The organism is Bordetella bronchiseptica, from assembly GCF_900636925.1.
Classification (GTDB): domain Bacteria; phylum Pseudomonadota; class Gammaproteobacteria; order Burkholderiales; family Burkholderiaceae_B; genus Bordetella; species Bordetella pertussis.
This window is the reverse complement of sequence record NZ_LR134326.1, coordinates 1,968,945-1,989,405: the sequence shown is the minus strand read 5'-3', so window position 1 is coordinate 1,989,405 and position 20,461 is coordinate 1,968,945. Positions and strand designations below refer to the sequence as shown.

The following is a 20,461-nucleotide window of genomic DNA, read 5'->3' as shown; positions in this document are numbered from 1 at the left end:
CTCCATGCAAAACAATAATCGCCAAGAGCTGCAGACCCTGCGCGACCTGATCCGCTACGCGGTGTCGCGCCTGAACGCGGCCCGTGTCGCGCTGGGCCACGGCTCCGACAACGCCTGGGACGAAGCGGTCTACCTGGTGCTGCACGGCCTGCATCTGCCGCCCGATACCCTCGATCCGTTCCTGGATGCGCGCGTCCTGCCGAGCGAACGCGGCCGCGTGCTCGACCTGATAGACCGGCGCGTCACCGAGCGCCTGCCGGCCGCCTACCTGACCGGCGAGGCCTGGCTGCGCGGCCATCGGTTCCATGTCGACCGCCGTGTGATCGTGCCCCGCTCGCCGATCGCCGAACTGCTCGACGAGGGGCTGGCGCCTTGGGTGCGGGATCCCCTGCAGGTCGAGCGCGCCCTGGACATGTGCACCGGGTCGGGCTGCCTGGCCATCCTGGCCGCGCTGGCTTTTCCCGTTGCGCAAGTCGACGCCGTCGACGTTTCGTCCGATGCGCTGGAAGTCGCCGCGCGCAACGTTGCCGAGTACGGTCTGCAGGACCGCCTGACCTTGCGCCAGGGCAATCTGTTCGAGGCCCTGCCGGCGGCCGCCTATGACGTCATCGTCTGCAACCCGCCCTACGTCAACCAGGCCTCGATGGACGCCCTGCCCCAGGAATACCGCCACGAGCCGGCGCTGGCGCTGGCCGGCGGCGCCGATGGCATGGATCTGGTGCGCCGCATCCTGGCCGCGGCCCCCGGCTACCTGTCCGCCGACGGCGTGCTGGTGCTGGAAATCGGCCACGAGCGCGATCATTTCGAGGCGGCCTTCCCTGATCTGCAGCCGGTATGGCTGGACACCGCGGAATCCTCGGACCAGATTCTGCTGCTTACCCGCGAACAATTGAACACGTGATACGCGCTTCTGGCTTGACCCTGCGCCGCGGCACCAAAGTGCTGCTCGACGGTGCCGATTTCGTTGTGCATCCCGGCGAACGCGTCGGCATCGTCGGCAAGAACGGCGCGGGCAAATCGTCGCTGTTCGCGCTGCTGACCGGCGCGCTGGACCCCGACGCCGGCAACCTGGACCTGCCCGCGGGCTGGCGCATCGCCAGCGTGCAGCAGGAGATTGCCGCCGACGCGCAAGCGGCGCGCGAATTCGTCATCGACGGCGACACCCACCTGCGCGCACTGCAGGCCCAGCGCGCCGCGCTGACCGACGACCAGGGCACGCAGATCGCCGAAACCGAAGCGGCGCTGATCGAGGCGGGCGCCTGGAGCGCGGCCTCGCGCGCCGAGCAGTTGCTCGCGGGCCTGGGATTCAAGCCATCCGAATGGATGCAGCCGGTGCGCAGCTTTTCCGGCGGCTGGCGCATGCGGCTGGCGCTGGCGCGCGCGCTGATGGCGCCGTCGGAGCTGTTGCTGCTGGACGAGCCAACCAACCACCTGGACCTTGACGCCATGCTGTGGCTGGAGAAATGGCTGACCGCCTATCCCGGTACGGTTCTGCTGATTTCGCACGACACGGAATTCCTGGACGCGGTGGCGCGCGCCATCCTGCACTTCGACCAGGCCAAGCTGCAGCGCTATCGCGGCGGCTACCAGGACTTCCTGCTGCAGCGCGCCGAACGCCTGCGCCAGGCCAATATCGCCTACGAACGCCAGACGCGCGAAGCCGCGCGCCTGCAAGGCTTCATCGATCGTTTCAAGGCCAAGGCTTCCAAGGCCAAGCAGGCGCAAAGCCGCGTCAAGGCGCTCGCGCGCATGGAAGCGCTGGCGCCTATCCATGCCGAATCGGGCATCGATATCCGCATCCCCTCGCCCGACCACATGCCCGACCCGCTGCTGGCCATGGAACACATGGATGCCGGCTACGGCGGCGCCGAGCCCATTCTGCGCGACGTCACGCTGATGGTGCGAGCCGGCAGCCGTATCGGCGTGCTGGGCGCCAATGGCGCGGGCAAGAGCACCCTGATCAAGACGCTGGCCGACGAGCTGGCCCCGCATGCCGGCACGCGGCGCGCGTCGCGCGGGCTGGCGATCGGCTATTTCCACCAGCACCAGCTCGACATGCTGGACCTCGACAGCACGCCGCTCGCGCACCTCGCGCGGCTGGCTCCGGAAGTGCGCGAGCAGGAGCTGCGCAACTACCTGGGCGGCTTCGGCTTTTCCGGCGACACCGTGCTGAGCAAGGTCGGCCCCATGTCCGGCGGCGAGAAAGCCCGTCTCGCCCTGTCGCTGATCGTCTGGCAAAAACCCAACCTGCTGCTGCTCGACGAACCCAGCAACCACCTGGACGTGGAGACGCGCGAGGCGCTGGCCACGGCGCTCGCGGAATTCTCCGGCAGCATGCTGCTGGTATCGCACGACCGGCACCTGCTGCGCACCACGGTCGACAGCTTCTGGATCGTGGCCGACGGCGGCGTGCGCGAGTTCGACGGCGATCTCGAAGACTATCGGGACTGGCTGGCCGCCCGCAACGCCGGCGAACGCGCCGCCGCGCGCGAGGCCGCCGCCGGCGAGCCGGGCGTGGCCGTCGATCGCAAGGCCCAGCGCCGGCTCGAAGCCGAGCAGCGGCAACGCCTGGCCACGCTGCGCAAGCCGCTGGCCGCCAAACTGGCGAAGGTCGAGGCCGACATGGAGCGCGCCCGCGCCCGCCTGCAGGAACTGGATGCCGTGATCGCCGACGCCGATCTCTATTCCGACGCGCGACGCACCGAACGCCAGCAAGTGATGACCGAACACGGCGAATCCGGCAAGCGCCTCAATGACCTCGAGGAGCAATGGCTGGAGATCCAGCAGGCACTCGAAGAGATCGAGCAGGACAACGCCGCCTGAGCGCGGCGCCCGCGCACCTTGGCGTAGGAATCCGCGCAGAGTAAAACCAGCGAGACGCATTATCTCCTATACTCCGCCGCGAATTCGACTCTGACCGCGCAGTACCGCGCCGGCGCCATGTCTTCGCACACGGACGTATCCCCCCAGCATCACGGCACCGCCGCTACCGCGGCGCGCCGATGGGCGGCTGGCTGCGCCCGCCGGACCCGAGCCCCGGCGAGATCGAAGCACTGCTGGATTTCCTGAACGCCCCATGAGCCCGGATACACGGCCACCTTGCCCCCCGCGCCCGGTATCGTCCTCGCGTCCGATATGCATGCTCTTGCACGACTGTATTTCACTCAGTCCGGAAGGCACGCATGTCGAAACCCATCCTCAAGAAGCGCCAACGCACAACTCTGGCCGCGCTGCTGCTCTGCACCGCCGCGGCGACCCACGCGGCGACGCAATCCCCCGCCCTCGCCTTCGATCTTCCCGCCCAACCCCTGGACGCGGCCCTGCGGGCATACGCCCGGCAAGCCGGCGTGGCGCTCTCGTTCGATGCTCGCGAGGCCGCGCGTAAACAGGCGCCGGCGCTGCGCGCCACGATGACTGCGCAGGCCGCGCTGCAACACCTGCTGCGCGGCTCCGGCCTGACATGGCGCGCCGCGGGCGCGAACCGCTATGCCGTCGTGCGCGCCGCCGACGCGGCCGCGGCGTGGCCGCTCGAACCGGTGCGCGTGTACGGCGACGCAACGCGCGAGCGCGTCTATACCGAGCAGGAGATCGCCGCCACGCCGGCCTCCAACCGAGACCTCAGCGCGCTGATCGCCACGCATCCCGCCATACGCGAAAGCGGCACCGCCGAGGACGGCGCCAACCGGGGAACGCTGAACGTGGAGGACATCTCCATCCACGGCGCCAGCCCCTACCAGAACCTGTTTCTCATCGACGGCGTCGGCGCCACCAGCCGGGTCGACCCGGCCAACAAGAGCCGCAACTTCACCGACGTTCCCAGCAACCCGCAAGCCTATTTTCTGGACACTGCGCTGCTGGGCGAAGTGCGCGTCTTCGACAACAGCATTCCGGTCGAGTATGGCGCATTCAACGGCGGCGTGGTGGATGCGCGCCTGCGCCGGCCGTCGGGCGAAAACCACGTGAAGCTGGACTATCGCTGGAACGGCTCGAACCTGACACGGCAGAAGATCGCGCCCGGCAACGCCGAAGACTGGCTGCAGGGCACCCCGGATTTCACGCCGTCCTGGCGCAAGCGCTTCCATACCGCGTCCGCCGACATCGCGCTCGGCGAACGCGCCGGCCTGGTGCTGGGCCTGTCACGGCGCATTTCCCGGATCGAACGCTGGCGCCTGGGCGCGGTGGGCCACCTGGACCGTCCCGAGCGCGACGACTCCCTGGACCGCGTCGACAACCTGCTGGGCAAGTTCAGCCTGCGCCTGGATGCCGACACGATCACGGACCTGAGCCTGAAGTACGCCGATCGGCGCGAACATCTGGTGAGCAATTTCTTCCGCGATACGGACTGGCGCAATCGGCACGGCGCGCAGGGCGCGGTCTGGAATATCGAACATACCTTGCGCGGCGGCAAGCTGTCGGCGCAATTGGGATGGGACCGGTTCGACAGCCACCGCAACTCTGCCCATACCGAATTCGTGCAGCACGACTTCGTCGACGGTCGGCCCGGATTCGCCAGCGGCGGATATGGCAAGGACGAAAAGGGCCAGCGCAACCTGACGCTGGCCACGCGGCTCGACCTGGCGCCCATCCAGACCGGCCCGGTCAGCCATGCCTCCTATGTGGGCTTGCAGGTCGAGCACACCGGCGCGCGCTTCAAGCGCTACAACCAGTCATACTCGTACCGGGCCGTGCACCGGGAGGACGGCACCGAAAAACACTTCAGCAAGGTCCGCCACCTGCCGGGCTCGGTTACGCTCGACTACACCAGGCTGGGGCTGTATGCGTCGGATGAACTCACGTGGCGGCGCTGGACCTTGAACGCCGGCCTGCGCTATGACAGGGACAACTTCCTGCACCACCGCACGCTCGCGCCCCGGGCGCGCCTGGACTGGGATGTGCTGGGCAGCGACGACACCGTCCTGAGCGCGGGTTGGTCACGCTACTACGGCGGGCATGTCCTCAAGATCGCCATGCAGGAAGAGTTCAGCCGCCTGAGCGAGCAAGTGCTGGACCACCACGGCGATCCCGTGCCCAATGGACGCAAAATCACGCGCGTGAACTACGACGGCCTGCGCAGCCCCTACGACGACGAATGGGCCTTCTCGCTGGCGCAGCGCGCCTACGGCATACGCGGCGTGCTGACGTTCGTGCACCGCAACGGCCGCGACCAGGTCACGCGCCGCGGCGATTCGCGCGTGGGCTATCGCTATACCAACGAAGGCAACTCGCGCACCGACGGCTGGAATCTCACCCTGGCCAACGAAGAGGCGTGGCGGCTGGGCGAAACGCTGTGGCATGCCCAGGCCAGCTGGGGCTACCAGCGCAACAAGCGCAACCTGAACCTGGCCGAGGGCTATGAATCATCGCCTGTGGAACGGGCCGATTATGTGTACTACAACGGCAAGCGGATCCCGGCAGCGAACTTGCCGCCGAGCAACTTCAACCTGCCGCACAAGGTCTCGCTGGATCTCACCGGCCATTGGCCGCGCCACGGACTGACGTGGAGCAACACCGTGAACTGGCACGGGCGGCGCAAGGAAATCGCGTTCGTGGACACAGGGCCCGCCCCCGAGTACCTCGACATGTACGAATCGCTTTCCGCCCCTTCGTACTGGAGCTGGGACACCCGCCTTATCTGGCAACCCCCGTTCGCGCGCCAGGTCACCCTGGCATTGGACGTGCTCAATGTGCTCAACCGCATCGCGGCGCTGACGACCAACCCGCGCGACAGCCTGATCGATGCGCGGCGCTATCGCACCGGACGCGAGATCTGGCTGCAGGTGGGATACCGCTATTGAGAATGGCCCTGCCGCGTCTTGCGCCAGCCGATGCGGGCGCAAGACGCGAAGCTCAGGCCGTGATGATGTCCAGCTTGGCGATGCCCAGCGCCAGCGTCTTGGCGCCCACGTCGCGAAACTGGATCTGGGCCTGGGCGTCCTGCCCCGAACCGCTGAGGCCTATGATGGTGCCGTCGCCAAAGCGCGCGTGGCGCACGCCCTGCCCCACCCGGAACTGCTGCTCGCCCACGGTGACGCCGCTGGCCATGCCACGCGGCTGCCGAGGTGCGGCAGTGCCGGTAGGCTTGCGGCCAAAGGCGTCGCCGCGACTGCTCCAGGCCGGCGCCGCGCCGCCGAAGCCGCCGCCCTGATGCAGGCCGGCGCGCGGGCTCAGCCACTTCAGATGCTGCTCGGGAATTTCTTCGAGAAAACGCGAACGCATGGCGTAACGCGTCTGGCCGTGCAGCATGCGGCTTTGCGCCAGGCTGAGATACAGCCTTTCCCGGGCCCGGGTGATCGCCACGTACATCAGGCGCCGCTCTTCCTCGAGGCCGGCGGGCTCCATGATGCTGTTCTCGTGCGGGAACAGCCCTTCCTCCAGGCCGGTGATGAACACGGCGTCGAACTCAAGGCCCTTGGCGGCGTGCACGGTCATCAGCTGCACCGCGTCCTGGCCCACCTGCGCCTGATTGTCGCCGGCTTCCAGCGCCGCATGCGACAGGAAAGCCGCCAACGGTGTCAGGCCGCCCAGCGTATCGGGTTGCGGGGCATCGACGACGCCCGGCATCAGGGCGCCGCTCACATCGTGATCGGGCACGACGCCGGCCGGCAAGCCTTCGAAGTTTTCCTCGGCCGCGAACACCGTGGCAGCGGTGATCAGTTCGTTGAGGTTCTCCAGGCGCTCGGCGCCTTCGCGTTCGGTCTGGTAGTGGGCCTTCAGGCCGCTGGCCTCGATGACATGGTCCACCAGTTCGGGCAGCGGCAGCTCGCGCGTGTCGTGCGCCATCTGTCCGATCAGCTGCGCGAATTGCGCCAGATTCGAGCCGCCCTTGCCGCCGACGCGGGCCACCGCGCCGAACAGGCTGGTGTCGTGCGCGCGCGCCGCGTCGCTGAGCTGCTCGAGCGTGCGCGCCCCGATGCCGCGGGTCGGAAAGTTGACCACCCGCATCCAGGAGGTGTCGTCGTTCGGATTGGCGATCAGGCGCAGATAGGCCAGCGCGTGCTTGATTTCCTGGCGCTCGAAGAAGCGCAGGCCACCGTACACCTTGTAGGGGATGCCCACCGAGAACAGCGCATGCTCGAGCACGCGCGATTGCGCGTTGCTGCGGTAGAGCACGGCGATTTCGCTGCGCATGCGGCCGTCGTTGATCAACGCGCGGATCTCGTCGACCAGCCATTGCGCCTCCATGCCGTCGGAGGGCTGCTCGATGACGCGCACCGGCTCGCCCTCGCCCTGTTCGGTCCAGAGGTTCTTGCCCAGGCGTCCGGTGTTGTGCCCGATGAGGGCATTGGCCGAATCCAGGATGTGGCCGTACGAGCGGTAGTTCTGTTCCAGGCGGATGACACGGCCATGTGCGTAATCGCGTTCGAAGTCGGCCATGTTGCCGACGTTGGCGCCGCGAAACGCATAGATGGACTGATCGTCGTCGCCGACCGCGAAAATCGCCGCCCCGGTGCCTGCCAGCAGACGCAGCCACTTGTACTGCAGCGTGTTTGTGTCCTGGAACTCATCGACCAGGATATGGCGGAAGCGCCGCTGGTAATGTTCGCGCACCGGCGCGTTGCGCGACAGCAGCTCGTACGCGCGCAGCAGCAGCTCGGCGAAATCGACCACGCCCTCGCGCTGGCACTGCGCCTCGTACAGCTGGTAGATCTCGATCAGCTTGCGCCGGTGCGGATCGTAGGCCTCGACGTCGCCGGGACGCAGCCCCTCTTCCTTGGCGCCGTTGATGAAACGCTGCACATCGCGTGGCGGGTACTTCTCGTCGTCGATATTGCCCGCCTTGAGCAGGCGCTTGATGGCGGCCAGCTGGTCGGTGGTATCGAGAATCTGGAATGCCTGCGGCAAGCCCGCGTCGCGATGATGCGCGCGCAGCATGCGGTTGCACAGGCCGTGGAAGGTACCGATCCACAGGCCACGCGTGTCGATCGGCAACAGGGTCGACATGCGCGTGAGCATTTCACGCGCCGCCTTGTTGGTAAAGGTGACTGCCAACAGCGCAAATGGACTGGCCTGGCCGGTTTGAATCAGCCAGGCCATCCGGGTCGTCAGTACGCGGGTCTTGCCGCTGCCCGCCCCGGCGAGAACCAGGGCGTGTTGCGGTTCGAGCGTTACTGCAGCGCGTTGTTCAGGATTGAGCTTTTCCAGCATCATGCCGCGTAGCGGCGCAGATGCAGAGCAAATTGCTCGAGCCCGGCGATGCCGCTTTGCTGGGCGCGCTGGCACCAGGCCTGCAGGTCATGCAACAGCTGCTCGCTGCTGGCGCTGGAGCTTTCCCAGAGACGGCCGAGTTCGCGGCGCATCTGCACCAGCGTCGACAGCGACTGGTTCTGGGCGATGGCCTGGTCGACTTCGGCGCGCTGCTCGGGCTGCAGGACTTCCTCGTTGCGGTGCAGCCAGCGGCGCACGCGGCGCAGCGTGGTCCAGCGGCAATTGGCGGCGTCCTGCTGGCGCGAGGACTTCAGCTTGCTCAGCTCTTCACGCGCGGCGCGCTTGACCAGGTCGCCGTAGCGGGCCATGACTTCGTAGCGGTGCGTGATCACGCCTTGCAGCGTGCTCAGGTCGATGCCCTTGCTGCCCGATTCCAGCTTCAGCTTGGGCGCAACCTTCTTGACCTTGGCCAGGCCGAAGAACTTCAGGATGCTGATATAGCCCCAGCCGATGTCCAGCTCGTACCACTTGGCCGAGAACTTGGCCGAGGTGCCGTGCGCGTGGTGGTTGTTGTGCAGCTCTTCGCCGCCGATGATGATGCCCCACGGGAACACGTTGGTGCTGGTGTCCGGGCTGTTGTAGTTGCGGTAGCCCCAGTAATGGCCGATGCCATTGACCACGCCGGCCGCCCAGAACGGGATCCAGGCCATCTGCACCGCCCAGACCGTCAGGCCGACCGCCCCGAACAGGGCCAGGTCGATGGCCAGCATGGTGAGCACGCCGGCCAGGCTGTGCTTGGAATAGATGTTGCGTTCGAGCCAGTCATCGGGCGTGCCGTGGCCGAACTTGGCCATGGTTTCCTTGTTGGCGGACTCCTCGCGATACAGCTCGGCGCCGCGGAACAGCACCTTCCAGATGCCGAACAGCATCGGCGAATGGGGATCGCCTTCCTTCTCGCACTTGGCGTGGTGCTTGCGGTGGATGGCGACCCACTCCTTGGTGACCATACCGGTGGTCATCCAGAGCCAGAAGCGGAAGAAATGCATCACTGCCGGATGCAGGTCCAGGCCGCGGTGCGCCTGGCTGCGGTGCAGGAACACCGTGACCGACACAATGGTGATGTGCGTCACGACCAGGGTGAACAGCACGATCTGCCACCAAGTGGCTTGGGTCAGACCGCCGGAAATGAAAGAAAGGATGGAATCCATAAAGCTTTTTGGAGCCTCACTTGTAAAGTGGCTGAAAGTTTAGCCTACCTGATGCCCTTATGACAGCGTGGTTTCAAAATAGTTTTTGAGGGAAATCAAGCACTAAGCTGCATCTGGTCGGGTTGCGCGCAGCCCCTGCCGCCCACTGGCCCACCCTGTAGATGAGGGTGCAGGGCCGCCAGCACCATAGCAATAATACATTTTGCTACAAAGAACCGGCTACCTGTATGCTGACACCCTGATCCGCACCGGCCATTCTCGATGTTACGCCTATTACCCGCCCTTCTCGCCCTCGCCGTGCCCGCCGCCTGGGCCGCCGGCCCTACCGTGCAGGTAGGCGACAACGTGACGCTGGCATCGTATTACCAGATCCGCGGCGCCGATTGCGCGCCGCTGCGCCCGCCGCTGGTGCGCATCGTGCAACCGCCGCGCCTGGGCACTGCCACCGTCGTGCAGTCCCAGGGCAACAGCGGCCCGGGCGGGCGCTGCGCGCACACGGCGGTGCCCGTGACGCAGATCGTGTACCGGGGCACGCAACCGGGCCAGGACACGGTGATCTGGGAGGTCACCCATCAACCCCGCCAGCCCGCGTCCCGGCGCGACAGCGCCGCCATCATGGTGGTGCCGCGCAACTAGCCGGCCGCGTCTTCCGGCTCGCCGGGCCCGGTTTCGGCCGCCACGACCGCAGGCTCCTGCGTGGCCGCCGCGGATGGCTTGCGGCGCTCGAATACCGCGGCGAAAAAGCCGTCGGTGCCATGCACATCCGGCCGCAGCTGCACGTAGGGGCCGCTCAATGTCAGATTGGCGCAACGATTGGCCAATAATTGCGCAGCGTCCAGGCGTTCGAAATCCGGGTGTTCGGCAAGGAAGCGTTCGGCCTGCTCGGCGTTTTCCTCGGCCAGCAGGCTGCAGGTCGCATAGACCAGCCGCCCGCCGGGCGCCACGCAGCGCGCCGCGCTCTTGAGGATACGGTGCTGCAGCTCGCACATTTCGGCGATGGACTGGGGGTGCTGGCGCCACTTCAGGTCGGGATTGCGCCGCAGGGTGCCGATGCCGCTGCACGGCGCGTCCACCAGCACGCGCTGCGCCTTGCCGGCCAGCCGCTTGACCCGCGTGTCGTTCTCGCTGTCGATCGCCACCGGCACCACGTTGGACAGGCCGCTGCGGGCGAAGCGCGGTTTGGCGCGCGCCAGCCGCGCCGCCGAGACGTCGAATGCGTAAAGACGGCCGGTCGAGCGCATCAGGGCGCCCAGCAGCAGGGTCTTGCCGCCCGCCCCGGCGCAGAAATCGATGATCATCTCGCCGCGCCGCGGCCCCATCAGCAGGGCCAGCAACTGGCTGCCCTCGTCCTGCACCTCGATGCTGCCGTCCTCGAACTGGGGCCAGCGATTGACCGATGGGTGCCCCGCCAGGCGAATGCCCCACGGCGAATAAGGCATGGGCTGGGGGTCGAAGCGTCCGGCCGGGCCGGCGCGCAACACGGCCAGCATGGGGTCGCGCTCGGCCTTGAGCGGGTTGACCCGGATATCCAGGTTGGCGGGCCGGTTCAAGGCGTCCAGCAGGGCCTCGGAATCGTCCAGCTGCGCCAGCCGCTCGTCGAGCCAGTCCGGCACGCTGGCGCGCACCGCGCGCGGCAAGGTCGCCACATCGATGTGCCGGATGCGCTGCAGCCACGCCGCCTCGTCGGCGCCCAGCCCCTCGGCCAGGACCTCGGGGTTCATCGTGGCCGCCAGGCCCAGGATGGCCAGCCGGCGCGTCGCGGGCCCGACCCCGCTCTCGGCGAACTGCCGATAGCGACGCAGGTGGCGCAGCACGTCGTAGACCGCCTGGGCCAGTTCGGCGCGGTCGCGCCCGCCCATGCCAGGGTGCGCGCGCAGCCAGTGCGACAGCACGGCGTCGGCGGGATAGGTCCACTGCAGCACCTCGCCAAGCACGCGCTGGACCTGGTCGATACGAATGACCGCAATCGGGGTGCGAGGCCGGTCGGCGCGCGCCGGCGCGCCGCGATCGGCGCGAACTGGCGTGGAGGCCCGGCCCGTGCGCGGCCGGTTGACAGTATTTTTCGTCATGACAATTCCAAGAAGGGCGCAAGACGCCCTGGTATTACAGAAGGCCGCCGGCTTACGCCGCCGGCCAGAAAAAGAGGCGCTGCGGCTCGCCGGCGACTTCGACGCGCTGGTCGGCGGTCAGGCTGACCCTTCCTTCGGCCAGCCAGCGCGCCGCCGCCGGATAGACCTGGTGTTCGACCTCGAGCACGCGCCCGGCCAGCGCCTCGGGCGTATCGCCCGCCAGCACCGGCACGCAGCCCTGCGCGATGATGGGGCCGTGGTCGAGCACGGGCGTCACGAAATGCACCGTGCAACCATGCGCGCGCACGCCGGTGGCCAGGGCCTGCGCATGCGTATGCAGGCCGGGAAACGCCGGCAGCAGCGAAGGATGGATATTGACCAGCCGGCCCGCGTAGTGATTGACGAAGCCCGGCGTGAGCACCCGCATGAATCCGGCCAGCAGCACGTAATCGGGCGCGTGGCGGTCGATCTCCCGGGCCAGCGCGGCGTCGAACGCCTCGCGGCTGGGGTAGTCCTTGTGGTAGAGGGCCGCCGTGGCGATGCCTTGCTGGCGCGCCCAATCCAGGCCGGCGGCGTCCGGGCGGCTGGCGATCACGGCGGCCACTTCGGCCGGCCAGGACTGCCCGCGGCACGCCTGCACCAGGGCCTGCATGTTGCTGCCGCGCCCGGAAATCAGGATGACGAGGCGGCGCTTGGGATTGGACATTTGCGGCAAGATGAAAACTTTCCAAAAGCGGGTCAACCCAAAATTGTAAACTCTCGGTCGTGAAACCATCGCTGCGCATCTACCGCTACCCGCCCCCGCCCTCGCAACGCACGCCGTGCGCCCTGACGATCGGCAATTTCGACGGCGTCCACCTCGGCCATCAGGCCATCCTGGCGCGCGTGCGCCAGGAGGCCCGCGCGCGCGGCCTCGTGCCCGCCGTCATGACCTTCGAGCCGCACCCGCGCGAATACTTCGCCACCCTGAACCGCCGCCCCGAACTGGCGCCCACCCGCATTTCCGGACTGCGCGACAAGCTGCAGGCGCTGGCAGCCGCCGGCATCGAACAGGTCGCGGTCGAGCGCTTCGACGCCCGGCTGGCCGAAATGTCGGCCAACGCCTTCATCGAAGACCTGCTGGTGGCCGGCCTGCAGACCCGCTGGCTGCTGGTCGGCGAGGATTTCCGCTATGGCCACAAGCGCAGCGGCGACATCGACCTGCTGCGCGAGGCAGGCCTGGCGCACGGTTTCGAAGTCTGTACCCTGGCCGACATCACCGACCGCCAGGGCCACCGCATTTCCAGCTCCGAGGTACGCACCGCCCTGGCGGTGGGCGACCTGGACCGCGCCGCGCAGCTGCTGGGCCAGCCGTTCCATATCAGCGGCCATGTGATCCATGGCCGGAAACTGGGCCGCGAACTGGGTTTCCCGACCATGAACCTGCGGGTGGCGCCGCGCTGCGCCACCCGCTCGGGTATTTACGTGGTGCGCGTGCTCGGCCTGCAGGACCGGCCCTTGCCGGCGGTGGCCAGCCTGGGCGTGCGTCCGACGGTCGAAGACCGCGGCCGGGTGCTGCTCGAAGCCCACCTGCTCGACGAGAGCCTCGACGCATACGGTAAACTCGTGCGAGTCGAGTTCCTGCACAAGCTGCGGGACGAAGAAAAATTCGCCGATCTCCCCTCCCTGACTGCCGCCATCGCCCAAGACGCGCAAAACGCGCGCGCCTATTTTGCCGTTCATGGACTATAAAAAATCCCTCAATCTGCCCGACACTCCCTTCCCGATGCGGGGCGACCTGGCCAAGCGCGAGCCTGGCTGGGTTGCCGAATGGGAGGAAACCCAGGTCTACCAGGCCATCCGCGCCGCCAGCCGCGGCCGTCCGCGCTTCGTGCTGCATGACGGCCCGCCCTATGCCAACGGCGACATCCACATCGGCCACGCCGTCAACAAGATCCTCAAGGACATCATCGTCAAGAGCCGCAACATGGCGGGCTATGACGCGCACTACGTGCCGGGCTGGGACTGCCACGGCATGCCGATCGAGATCCAGATCGAAAAGAAATACGGCAAGCACCTGCCGGTCACCGAGGTCCAGTCCAAGGCGCGCGCCTACGCCCTCGAACAGATCGATCGCCAGCGCAAGGACTTCAAGCGCCTGGGCGTGCTGGGCGACTGGCACAACCCTTACCTGACGATGAACTTCAGCAATGAGGCCGACGAGATCCGCGTGCTCGGCCGCATTCTGGAAAAAGGCTATGTGTTCCGCGGCCTGAAACCGGTCAACTGGTGTTTCGACTGTGGCTCGGCGCTGGCCGAGGCCGAGGTCGAGTACGCCGACCGGGTCGATCCGGCCATCGACGTGGCCTTCCCGTTCACCGACCGCGGCGCGCTGGCGCGCGCCTTCGGCCTGGACGAGGTCGACGCCGGCGCCATCGTCATCTGGACCACCACTCCCTGGACCATTCCGTCGAACCAGGCGCTCAACGTGCACCCCGAGATCGACTACGCGTTGGTGCGCGTCACGCCCACGCCGGTGCACGGTCCGCTGCTGCTGCTGGCGCAGGAACGCGTCGAGCCCAGCCTGAAGGCGTGGGGGCTGGAAGGCGAGATCATCGCCACCGCCAAGGGCGAGGCCCTCGAAGGCCTGCGCTTTCGCCATCCGCTGGCCGCCGCCGCCCAAGGGTACGACCGCACCTCGCCCATCTACCTGGGCGACTACGTCACCCTGGACACCGGCACCGGCGTCGTGCACTCGGCGCCCGCCTACGGTATCGAAGACTTCGTCTCGTGCAAGGCCCACGGCCTGGCGGACAGCGACATCCTCGGCCCGGTCATGGGCGACGGCAAGTTCGTCGACAGCCTGCCGCTGTTCGGCGGCCTGTCGATCTGGGACGCCAATCCCAGGATCGTCGAAGCGCTCAAGCTGGCCGGCTCGCTGATGCTGGTCCAGAAACTGTCGCACAGCTACATGCATTGCTGGCGCCACAAGACGCCGGTCATCTACCGCGCCACCAGCCAATGGTTTGCGGGCATGGACGTCAAGCCGCGCGACGGCGGCCCGAGCCTGCGCGAAAGCGCCCTGGCCGGCATCGACGCCACCGCCTTCTACCCCGCCTGGGGCCGCGCGCGCCTGCATGCGATGATCGCCAACCGCCCCGACTGGACGCTGTCGCGGCAGCGCCAATGGGGCGTGCCGATGGCCTTCTTCGTGCACAAGGAAACCGGCGAGCTGCACCCGCGCACCGTCGAGCTGCTGGAGCAGGTCGCGCAGCGCGTCGAGAAAGGCGGCATCGAGGCCTGGCAATCGCTCGATCCGCGCGAACTGCTGGGCGACGAAGCCGAGCTGTACGAAAAGAACCGCGACACGCTGGACGTGTGGTTCGACTCGGGCTCGACCCATGCCACGGTGCTGGGCGGCAAGGACGGCGTGCTGGGCGGCTCGCACGGCGCCGAACTGGCCTGGCCCGCCGACCTCTACCTCGAAGGCTCGGACCAGCACCGCGGCTGGTTCCACTCGTCGCTGCTGACCGGTTGCATGCTGTACGGCCATCCCCCCTACAAGGGCCTGCTCACGCACGGCTTCGTGGTCGACGGCCAGGGCCGCAAGATGAGCAAGTCGGTCGGCAACGTCATCGCGCCGCAAAAAGTGTCCGATTCGCTCGGCGCCGAGATCCTGCGCCTGTGGGTCGCCTCCACCGACTACTCGGGCGAGCTGTCGATCTCCGACGAGATCCTCAAGCGCGTGGTCGAAAGCTATCGCCGCATCCGCAACACGCTGCGCTTCCTGCTGGCCAACGTGGCCGACTTCGACGCGGTCGGCCAGGCCGTGCCGTATGGCGAGCTGTTCGAGATCGACCGCTACGCGCTGGCGATGACCGCGCAGATGCAGGCCGAAGTCCAGGGCCACTACGAACGCTACGACTTCCATCCGGCCGTCTCCCGCCTGCAGACGTTCTGCTCGGAAGACCTCGGCGCGTTCTACCTGGACATCCTGAAGGACCGCCTGTACACGACGGCTGCCGGCAGCGCCGCGCGCCGTTCGGCGCAGACCGCGCTGCTCGACATCACCCAGACGCTGCTCAAGCTGATGGCGCCCATCCTCTCGTTCACCGCCGAGGAAGCCTGGAAGGTCCTGGCCGGCTCGGCGCTGGCCAAGCAGGCCGACGCCCCGCGCGTCACCATCTTCACCGAGGTCTACCACGCGTTGCCGCCGTTTGCCGACGGCGAGGCCCTGACCGCCAAGTGGACGCGCCTGCGCGCCATCCGCGCGGAGGTGCAGCGCAAGCTGGAAGAGGTGCGTTCGGCCGGCGCCATCGGCTCGTCGCTGCAGGCCGAAGTGGACCTGTACGCCAACGCGGCCGACCACGACATCCTGGCCAGCCTGGGCGATGACCTGCGTTTCGTGCTGATCGTCTCGCGCGCCACCGTGCATGCCGACGCCGACGACTTGCGCATCGAGATCGCTGCGTCGGGGCACAAAAAGTGCGAGCGCTGCTGGCACTGGCGCCCGGACGTCGGCCAGGACGCCGACCATCCCGAGATCTGCGGCCGCTGCGTGAGCAACCTGTTCGGCGCCGGCGAGCCGCGCACGCGGGCCTGACCATGACGCAGGCCCGCGCCGCCGCGCCGCGACTGGCCCCCTGGCTGGCCGCGGCCGCTCTCATCATCGTGCTGGACCAGGCGACCAAGCTGTACTTCGACGGCGCCTTCCAGTACGGCGAACGCCTCAACGTACTGCCGTTCTTCGACTTCACCCTGCTGTACAACCGGGGCGCGGCATTCAGCTTTCTCGCTTCCGAGGAAGGCTGGCAACGCTGGTTCTTCACCGCGCTGGGCGTGGGCGCCTCGATCGTCATCGTCTGGCTGCTGCGCCGCACCGCCGGCCAGCCGCGCTTCAGCCTGGCCCTGACGCTGATCATGGGCGGCGCGCTGGGCAATGTGATCGACCGCGTGGCCTACGGCCATGTGGTGGACTTCCTGCTGTTCTACTGGCGCGACTGGCACTATCCCGCATTCAACCTGGCCGACGTGGCCATCACCTGCGGCGCCGTGCTGCTGGTCGTCGACGAGCTGCTGCGGGCGCGCAAGCGGCCGACCGTGCAGGACTGACCGGGGCGTCCGGCCCCGTCGCCGCGGCAAAGCGCATAAAATCGGTCCATCCGCCCTTTCCTCCACCCCTTTGACAGGCGGCGCCGCCGCGCCCTTTTCCCGCCATGCTCGATCTCGCCCGCAAACGCATTGTCCTCGGCCTGACCGGCGGCATCGCCTGCTACAAAATCGCCGAACTGGTGCGCCGCATGACCGAACAGGGTGCGGTCGTCGATGTCGTCATGACCGAGGCCGCCACGCACTTCATTACGCCGGTCACCATGCAGGCGCTGTCGGGCCGGCCGGTTTTCGTCGACGCCTGGGATGCCCGCGTCGACAACAACATGGCGCACATCGACCTGACGCGCGGCGCCGACGCCGTGCTGATCGCCCCCGCCAGCGCCGACTTCATGGCCAAGCTGGCGCACGGCCTGGCCGACGACCTGCTCTCGACGCTGTGCCTGGCGCGCGCCTGCCCCTTGCTGGTGGCGCCCGCCATGAACCGTGAAATGTGGGCCAACCCGGCTACCCAGCGCAATGTGGCGCAGTTGCGCGCCGACGGCATTACCGTGCTGGGCCCGGCCGCCGGCGAACAGGCCTGTGGCGAAACCGGCACCGGCCGCATGCTGGAAGCCCACGAACTGCTCGCCGACCTGATCGCTTCGTTCCAGCCCAAGGTGCTGGCGGGCCGCCACGTGCTGCTGACGGCCGGCCCCACCTCCGAACCCGTCGATCCGGTGCGCGTGCTGAGCAACCGCTCGTCCGGCAAGACCGGCTACGCCCTGGCGCGCGCCGCCCACGAAGCGGGGGCCAGGGTCACCTTGATCACCGGCGCCACCGCGCTGGCCATTCCGCGCGGCGTCACGGCGCTGCACGTGACCACGGCGCGGCAAATGCACGACGCGGTCATGGCCAACGCCAACGACGCCGACATCTTCGTCGCCGTGGCGGCCGTGGCCGACTGGCGCGTCAAGAACGTCAGCGAGCAGAAGCTGAAGAAGACCACCGAAGGCGGCGGCGCGCCGGCGCTGGAATTCGAACCCAACCCGGACATCCTGGCCGAGGTCGCCAAGCTGGCGAGCGGGCCCTGGTGCGTGGGTTTCGCGGCCGAAACCGAAAAGCTGGCCGAGCATGCGGAAGCCAAGCGCCTGCGCAAGGGCATTCCGCTCTTGGTGGGCAACCTGGCGCACAAGGTCATGGATGCCGACACCACCGAGCTGGTGCTGTTCGACGAGCACGGGGTGCACCCCCTGCCCGCCGCGGCCAAGCTGGATGCGGCGCGGCGCCTGATCGCCGAGATCGCTGCGCGCCTGCCCGCCCCGGCCAGGCCCTGAGTCAGCCTGCCGGCGCGCCCAGGGGCCGGCGCGCCGCGCCGCCCCCGCCCAGCATCCGTGCCAGGATGGCCACGACCACCAGCGTCACCAGCAGGCGGCCGACCAGCACGATCCAGCCGTTGGCGCCCAGCGCCATCAAGAGCACCGTATCCTCGATCAGCGAATGCGACAGCGACAGCCAGGCCAGCGCCAGAAAGCGCGGCCGGGCTTCCAGTTGCTGTTTCTCCGCCTCTTCGATGATGAGCGCGCCGCCGTAGGACAGCCCCAGCAGCACGCCCAGTATGGTGACCGGCGTGACGCGCGGGTCCAGGCCCGAAACGCGCAGCACCGGTGTGAGCGCCACCGTGATGGCGCGGGTAATGCCGGTGCGTTCCATGACGTCCAGCGCCACCAGCAGCGCCAGGATGATGAGGTAGGTGAACGACAGCGACATGGCGGTGCCGCGCACCCAGGCCCATATGCCGCCGGCCTGCTCGCCGGCCAGCGCGGATGATTGCAGCCATTGCAGCGACACCGGCTCATCGAGCCATCCAGTGGCGTGGCAGAACCACGAGACCGCCGCGCCGTAGCCCAGCGCCGCCCCCACGCGCAGCGCCGCCGTGGCCCAGAAACTGGCGCCGGCGCGCCGCACGATGGCCTGCTCCACCGGCAGGGCATGGGCGAACAGCAGCATGGAACACAGGGCGCTGAACTGGCCGCCGGTCAGCTCCAGCACCGGCGCCAGGCTGATCAGCGCCGCGATGGCGCCGTAGATCCCCACGAACGCGCCCGTCATCCATACCATGCCGGCCTCGGCGGGCAGATTCAGCAAACCCATGGCCGGAGCGAACGCCTGGCCCAGGATATCGATCCAGCCCCACGCCTGCGCTGCCTGGACGGCGACCATGACAGGCAGCATGACCTTGACCAAAGTTAAGAACAGGCGGCCGCTGCGCCGCATGAGACCCGACAGATATGGCACGATGAATGAACAGGGCTGAATGAACGGAAATGACAGCTGACAGCATAGCCCGGATGCGACACAATGAGGCAGCGATTTATTGCCTGCAGGCAGCCGAATCAACGATCATATGGACAACAGCAAAATAAAATTGCATAACCATGCAACTTGATGCCATAGACCACCGTATTCTTGGGATTTTGCAGCGCGACGCCGATATCTCCAACGCCGTGCTCGCCGAGCGCGTCGGGCTGTCGGCCTCGGCGTGCCTGCGGCGCGTGGCCCGGTTGAAGGAAAGCGGCGTCATCCGCCGTATCGTCGCCGTGCTGGACCCGGCCTGCGTCGAGCGCCCGCTTTCGGCCATCGTCACCGTGGAATTCGCCCGCCATGGCTCGGAATACCGCCGCAGCTTCATGGAACAGGTCGCGCTCGAGCCCGCCGTCACCCAATGCTATATGGTCACCGGCGAGGTCTCGTGCGTACTGATCGTGCACATGCGCGACATGGACGAATACCTGGCGTTCGCCGACCGTCTGTTCGACCAGGACGACAACGTGCAGGCGTTCTACACCCACATCGTGATGCAGACCGTCAAGGACGAGCCCGTCGTCGCCGTGCCCGCGGCGCCGCGCTAGTTCTCCGCCTGGCGCGCCCACCGGGCCAGGGGCAAGGGCTGGCTGCCGACGATGCGCGCCAGGGTCAGCCGCATCTGCTCCCAGTTGCCGCGATCGCTGGGCCAGCGCCGCGGCGTGACCGCGCGCCAGCGGTCGCCGTCGCGCTCGGCCATCACGAAACGGAACGTGTAGTAGCCGGCGATTCCCATGCGCAGGTCGGTAACGACCAGCGCATCGCCCAGGGCGTCGTAGCGCAGCCAATCGTTGGTGAACCAGCGCAGGCGCTCATGCAGCGGGACGCCGGCCAGCGCCTGGCCGACGTCAGTGTGCAGGGGCAGGCGCGCCATTTCCGGCGGTTGGCGATCGAAGCGGCCGCTGACGGCCTCGTAGTAGGCGCCGTCGCCAGTCTTGGCGATGACCCGCCACAACAGGGTATTGAAGGGCATCGGCGTGGCCAGCACCGCCTCGACCTGTTCGCCGCGCTCGCGCAGCGCCGCCGTCACGCTGGTTTCGGCCTGGAACCTTCCGGTCAGCGCCACCAGCAGATAGGCCGCGCCGAACAGCACGGTGGCCGCCAGCCCCCGGCACGTCGCCGGTGTCATGCCGCGCCATGCGGCCACCAGCACGGCAGCCAGCATGGGCACGGTATAGACCGGATCGATGATGAACACCGCCGACCAGCTTTCGGGCACCAAGGGAAAGGGCCAGAACAATTGCGTGCCGTAGACGGTAAAGGCGTCGAGGACCGGATGCGTGACCAGCACCAGCAACAGCGTTGCGAACAGGCGCCGGCCGCTATAGGGCGCATCGGGCCATCGGCGCCGTATCAGCCAGGCCATGACGGCGGCCAGCGCAGTCAGCACCAGGATGGAATGCGAGAATCCGCGATGGTAGGTCATCAGCGACACGGGGTCGGGATAACGCATCAGCACGTCCAGGTCCGGCAGCGTTCCCAGCAGGCCGCCGTACAACAAGGCCTTGCGCCCCTGGCTGCGCCCCAGCATCGACCCCTGGATGGCCGCTCCCAGCACGACCTGCGTCACTGAATCCATATAATTTCTTCTTTGCTCAATTCCTGAAA

General features: G+C 67.7%; 15 protein-coding genes. 9 read left to right on the top strand and 6 right to left on the bottom strand.

Annotated features, from left to right (window positions below):
* Positions 1-4: 4 nt before the first annotated feature.
* The 3 genes from prmB to EL288_RS09270 all read left to right on the top strand — a co-directional run bounded on the left by prmB (position 5) and on the right by EL288_RS09270 (position 5,795).
* Positions 5-901: a 50S ribosomal protein L3 N(5)-glutamine methyltransferase gene (gene prmB, locus EL288_RS09280; protein ID WP_033455027.1), complete on the top strand. Its 897-nt coding sequence runs from the start codon at positions 5-7 to the stop codon at positions 899-901.
* Positions 898-2,823, top strand: a complete 1,926-nt coding sequence (locus EL288_RS09275; RefSeq protein WP_003812542.1) for an ABC-F family ATP-binding cassette domain-containing protein — start codon at positions 898-900, stop codon at positions 2,821-2,823. The genes prmB and EL288_RS09275 overlap by 4 nt, the downstream gene beginning before the upstream one ends.
* A gap of 359 nt (positions 2,824-3,182) precedes the next feature.
* Positions 3,183-5,795, top strand: a complete 2,613-nt coding sequence (locus EL288_RS09270) for a TonB-dependent receptor (RefSeq protein WP_010926400.1) — start codon at positions 3,183-3,185, stop codon at positions 5,793-5,795.
* A gap of 52 nt (positions 5,796-5,847) precedes the next feature.
* Here the strand turns inward: EL288_RS09270 and EL288_RS09265 are convergent, their stop codons facing one another.
* A complete protein-coding gene (locus tag EL288_RS09265; RefSeq protein ID WP_003812546.1) occupies positions 5,848-8,148 on the bottom strand; it encodes a UvrD-helicase domain-containing protein in 2,301 nt (766 codons plus the stop codon).
* Positions 8,145-9,353, bottom strand: a complete 1,209-nt coding sequence (locus EL288_RS09260; protein ID WP_003812548.1) for a DesA family fatty acid desaturase — start codon at positions 9,351-9,353, stop codon at positions 8,145-8,147. The genes EL288_RS09265 and EL288_RS09260 overlap by 4 nt, the downstream gene beginning before the upstream one ends.
* 345 nt (positions 9,354-9,698) lie before the next feature.
* Here EL288_RS09260 and EL288_RS09255 point away from each other — a divergent pair, with 345 nt between their 5' ends.
* Positions 9,699-9,989: a hypothetical protein gene (locus EL288_RS09255; protein ID WP_225665834.1), complete on the top strand. Its 291-nt coding sequence runs from the start codon at positions 9,699-9,701 to the stop codon at positions 9,987-9,989.
* Here the strand turns inward: EL288_RS09255 and EL288_RS09250 are convergent.
* A complete protein-coding gene (locus tag EL288_RS09250; RefSeq protein WP_003812553.1) occupies positions 9,986-11,287 on the bottom strand; it encodes an RsmB/NOP family class I SAM-dependent RNA methyltransferase in 1,302 nt (433 codons plus the stop codon). The two genes, EL288_RS09255 and EL288_RS09250, sit on opposite strands and share 4 nt — an antisense overlap.
* Before the next feature lie 187 nt (positions 11,288-11,474).
* A complete protein-coding gene (gene purN / locus EL288_RS09245) occupies positions 11,475-12,128 on the bottom strand; it encodes a phosphoribosylglycinamide formyltransferase (RefSeq protein WP_003812554.1) in 654 nt (217 codons plus the stop codon).
* Between the two features lie 59 nt (positions 12,129-12,187).
* On the opposite strand from purN, the gene EL288_RS09240 reads away from it, so the two are divergent.
* The 4 genes from EL288_RS09240 (at position 12,188) to coaBC (ending at position 17,826) form a co-directional block, all read left to right on the top strand.
* Complete coding sequence (locus EL288_RS09240; protein WP_003812556.1) at positions 12,188-13,153, top strand: bifunctional riboflavin kinase/FAD synthetase; 966 nt, start codon at positions 12,188-12,190, stop codon at positions 13,151-13,153.
* Positions 13,143-16,004, top strand: a complete 2,862-nt coding sequence (ileS, locus tag EL288_RS09235) for an isoleucine--tRNA ligase (protein WP_003812558.1) — start codon at positions 13,143-13,145, stop codon at positions 16,002-16,004. The genes EL288_RS09240 and ileS overlap by 11 nt, the downstream gene beginning before the upstream one ends.
* A 2-nt stretch (positions 16,005-16,006) precedes the next feature.
* Positions 16,007-16,513: a signal peptidase II gene (gene lspA, locus EL288_RS09230; protein WP_003812559.1), complete on the top strand. Its 507-nt coding sequence runs from the start codon at positions 16,007-16,009 to the stop codon at positions 16,511-16,513.
* A gap of 104 nt (positions 16,514-16,617) precedes the next feature.
* Positions 16,618-17,826, top strand: a complete 1,209-nt coding sequence (gene coaBC / locus EL288_RS09225) for a bifunctional phosphopantothenoylcysteine decarboxylase/phosphopantothenate--cysteine ligase CoaBC (protein ID WP_003812561.1) — start codon at positions 16,618-16,620, stop codon at positions 17,824-17,826.
* Between the two features lies 1 nt (position 17,827).
* Here the strand turns inward: coaBC and EL288_RS09220 are convergent, their stop codons facing one another.
* Complete coding sequence (locus EL288_RS09220) at positions 17,828-18,787, bottom strand: hypothetical protein (RefSeq protein WP_374189745.1); 960 nt, start codon at positions 18,785-18,787, stop codon at positions 17,828-17,830.
* Between the two features lie 140 nt (positions 18,788-18,927).
* Here EL288_RS09220 and EL288_RS09215 point away from each other — a divergent pair, with 140 nt between their 5' ends.
* Positions 18,928-19,401 carry an Lrp/AsnC family transcriptional regulator gene (locus tag EL288_RS09215; protein ID WP_033458434.1) on the top strand — a complete coding sequence of 158 codons (474 nt, stop codon included), beginning with the start codon at positions 18,928-18,930 and terminating at the stop codon, positions 19,399-19,401.
* Here EL288_RS09215 and EL288_RS09210 read toward each other — a convergent pair.
* Positions 19,398-20,432 carry a metal-dependent hydrolase gene (locus EL288_RS09210; protein ID WP_033448174.1) on the bottom strand — a complete coding sequence of 345 codons (1,035 nt, stop codon included), beginning with the start codon at positions 20,430-20,432 and terminating at the stop codon, positions 19,398-19,400. The two genes, EL288_RS09215 and EL288_RS09210, sit on opposite strands and share 4 nt — an antisense overlap.
* Between the last annotated feature and the right edge of the window lie 29 nt (positions 20,433-20,461).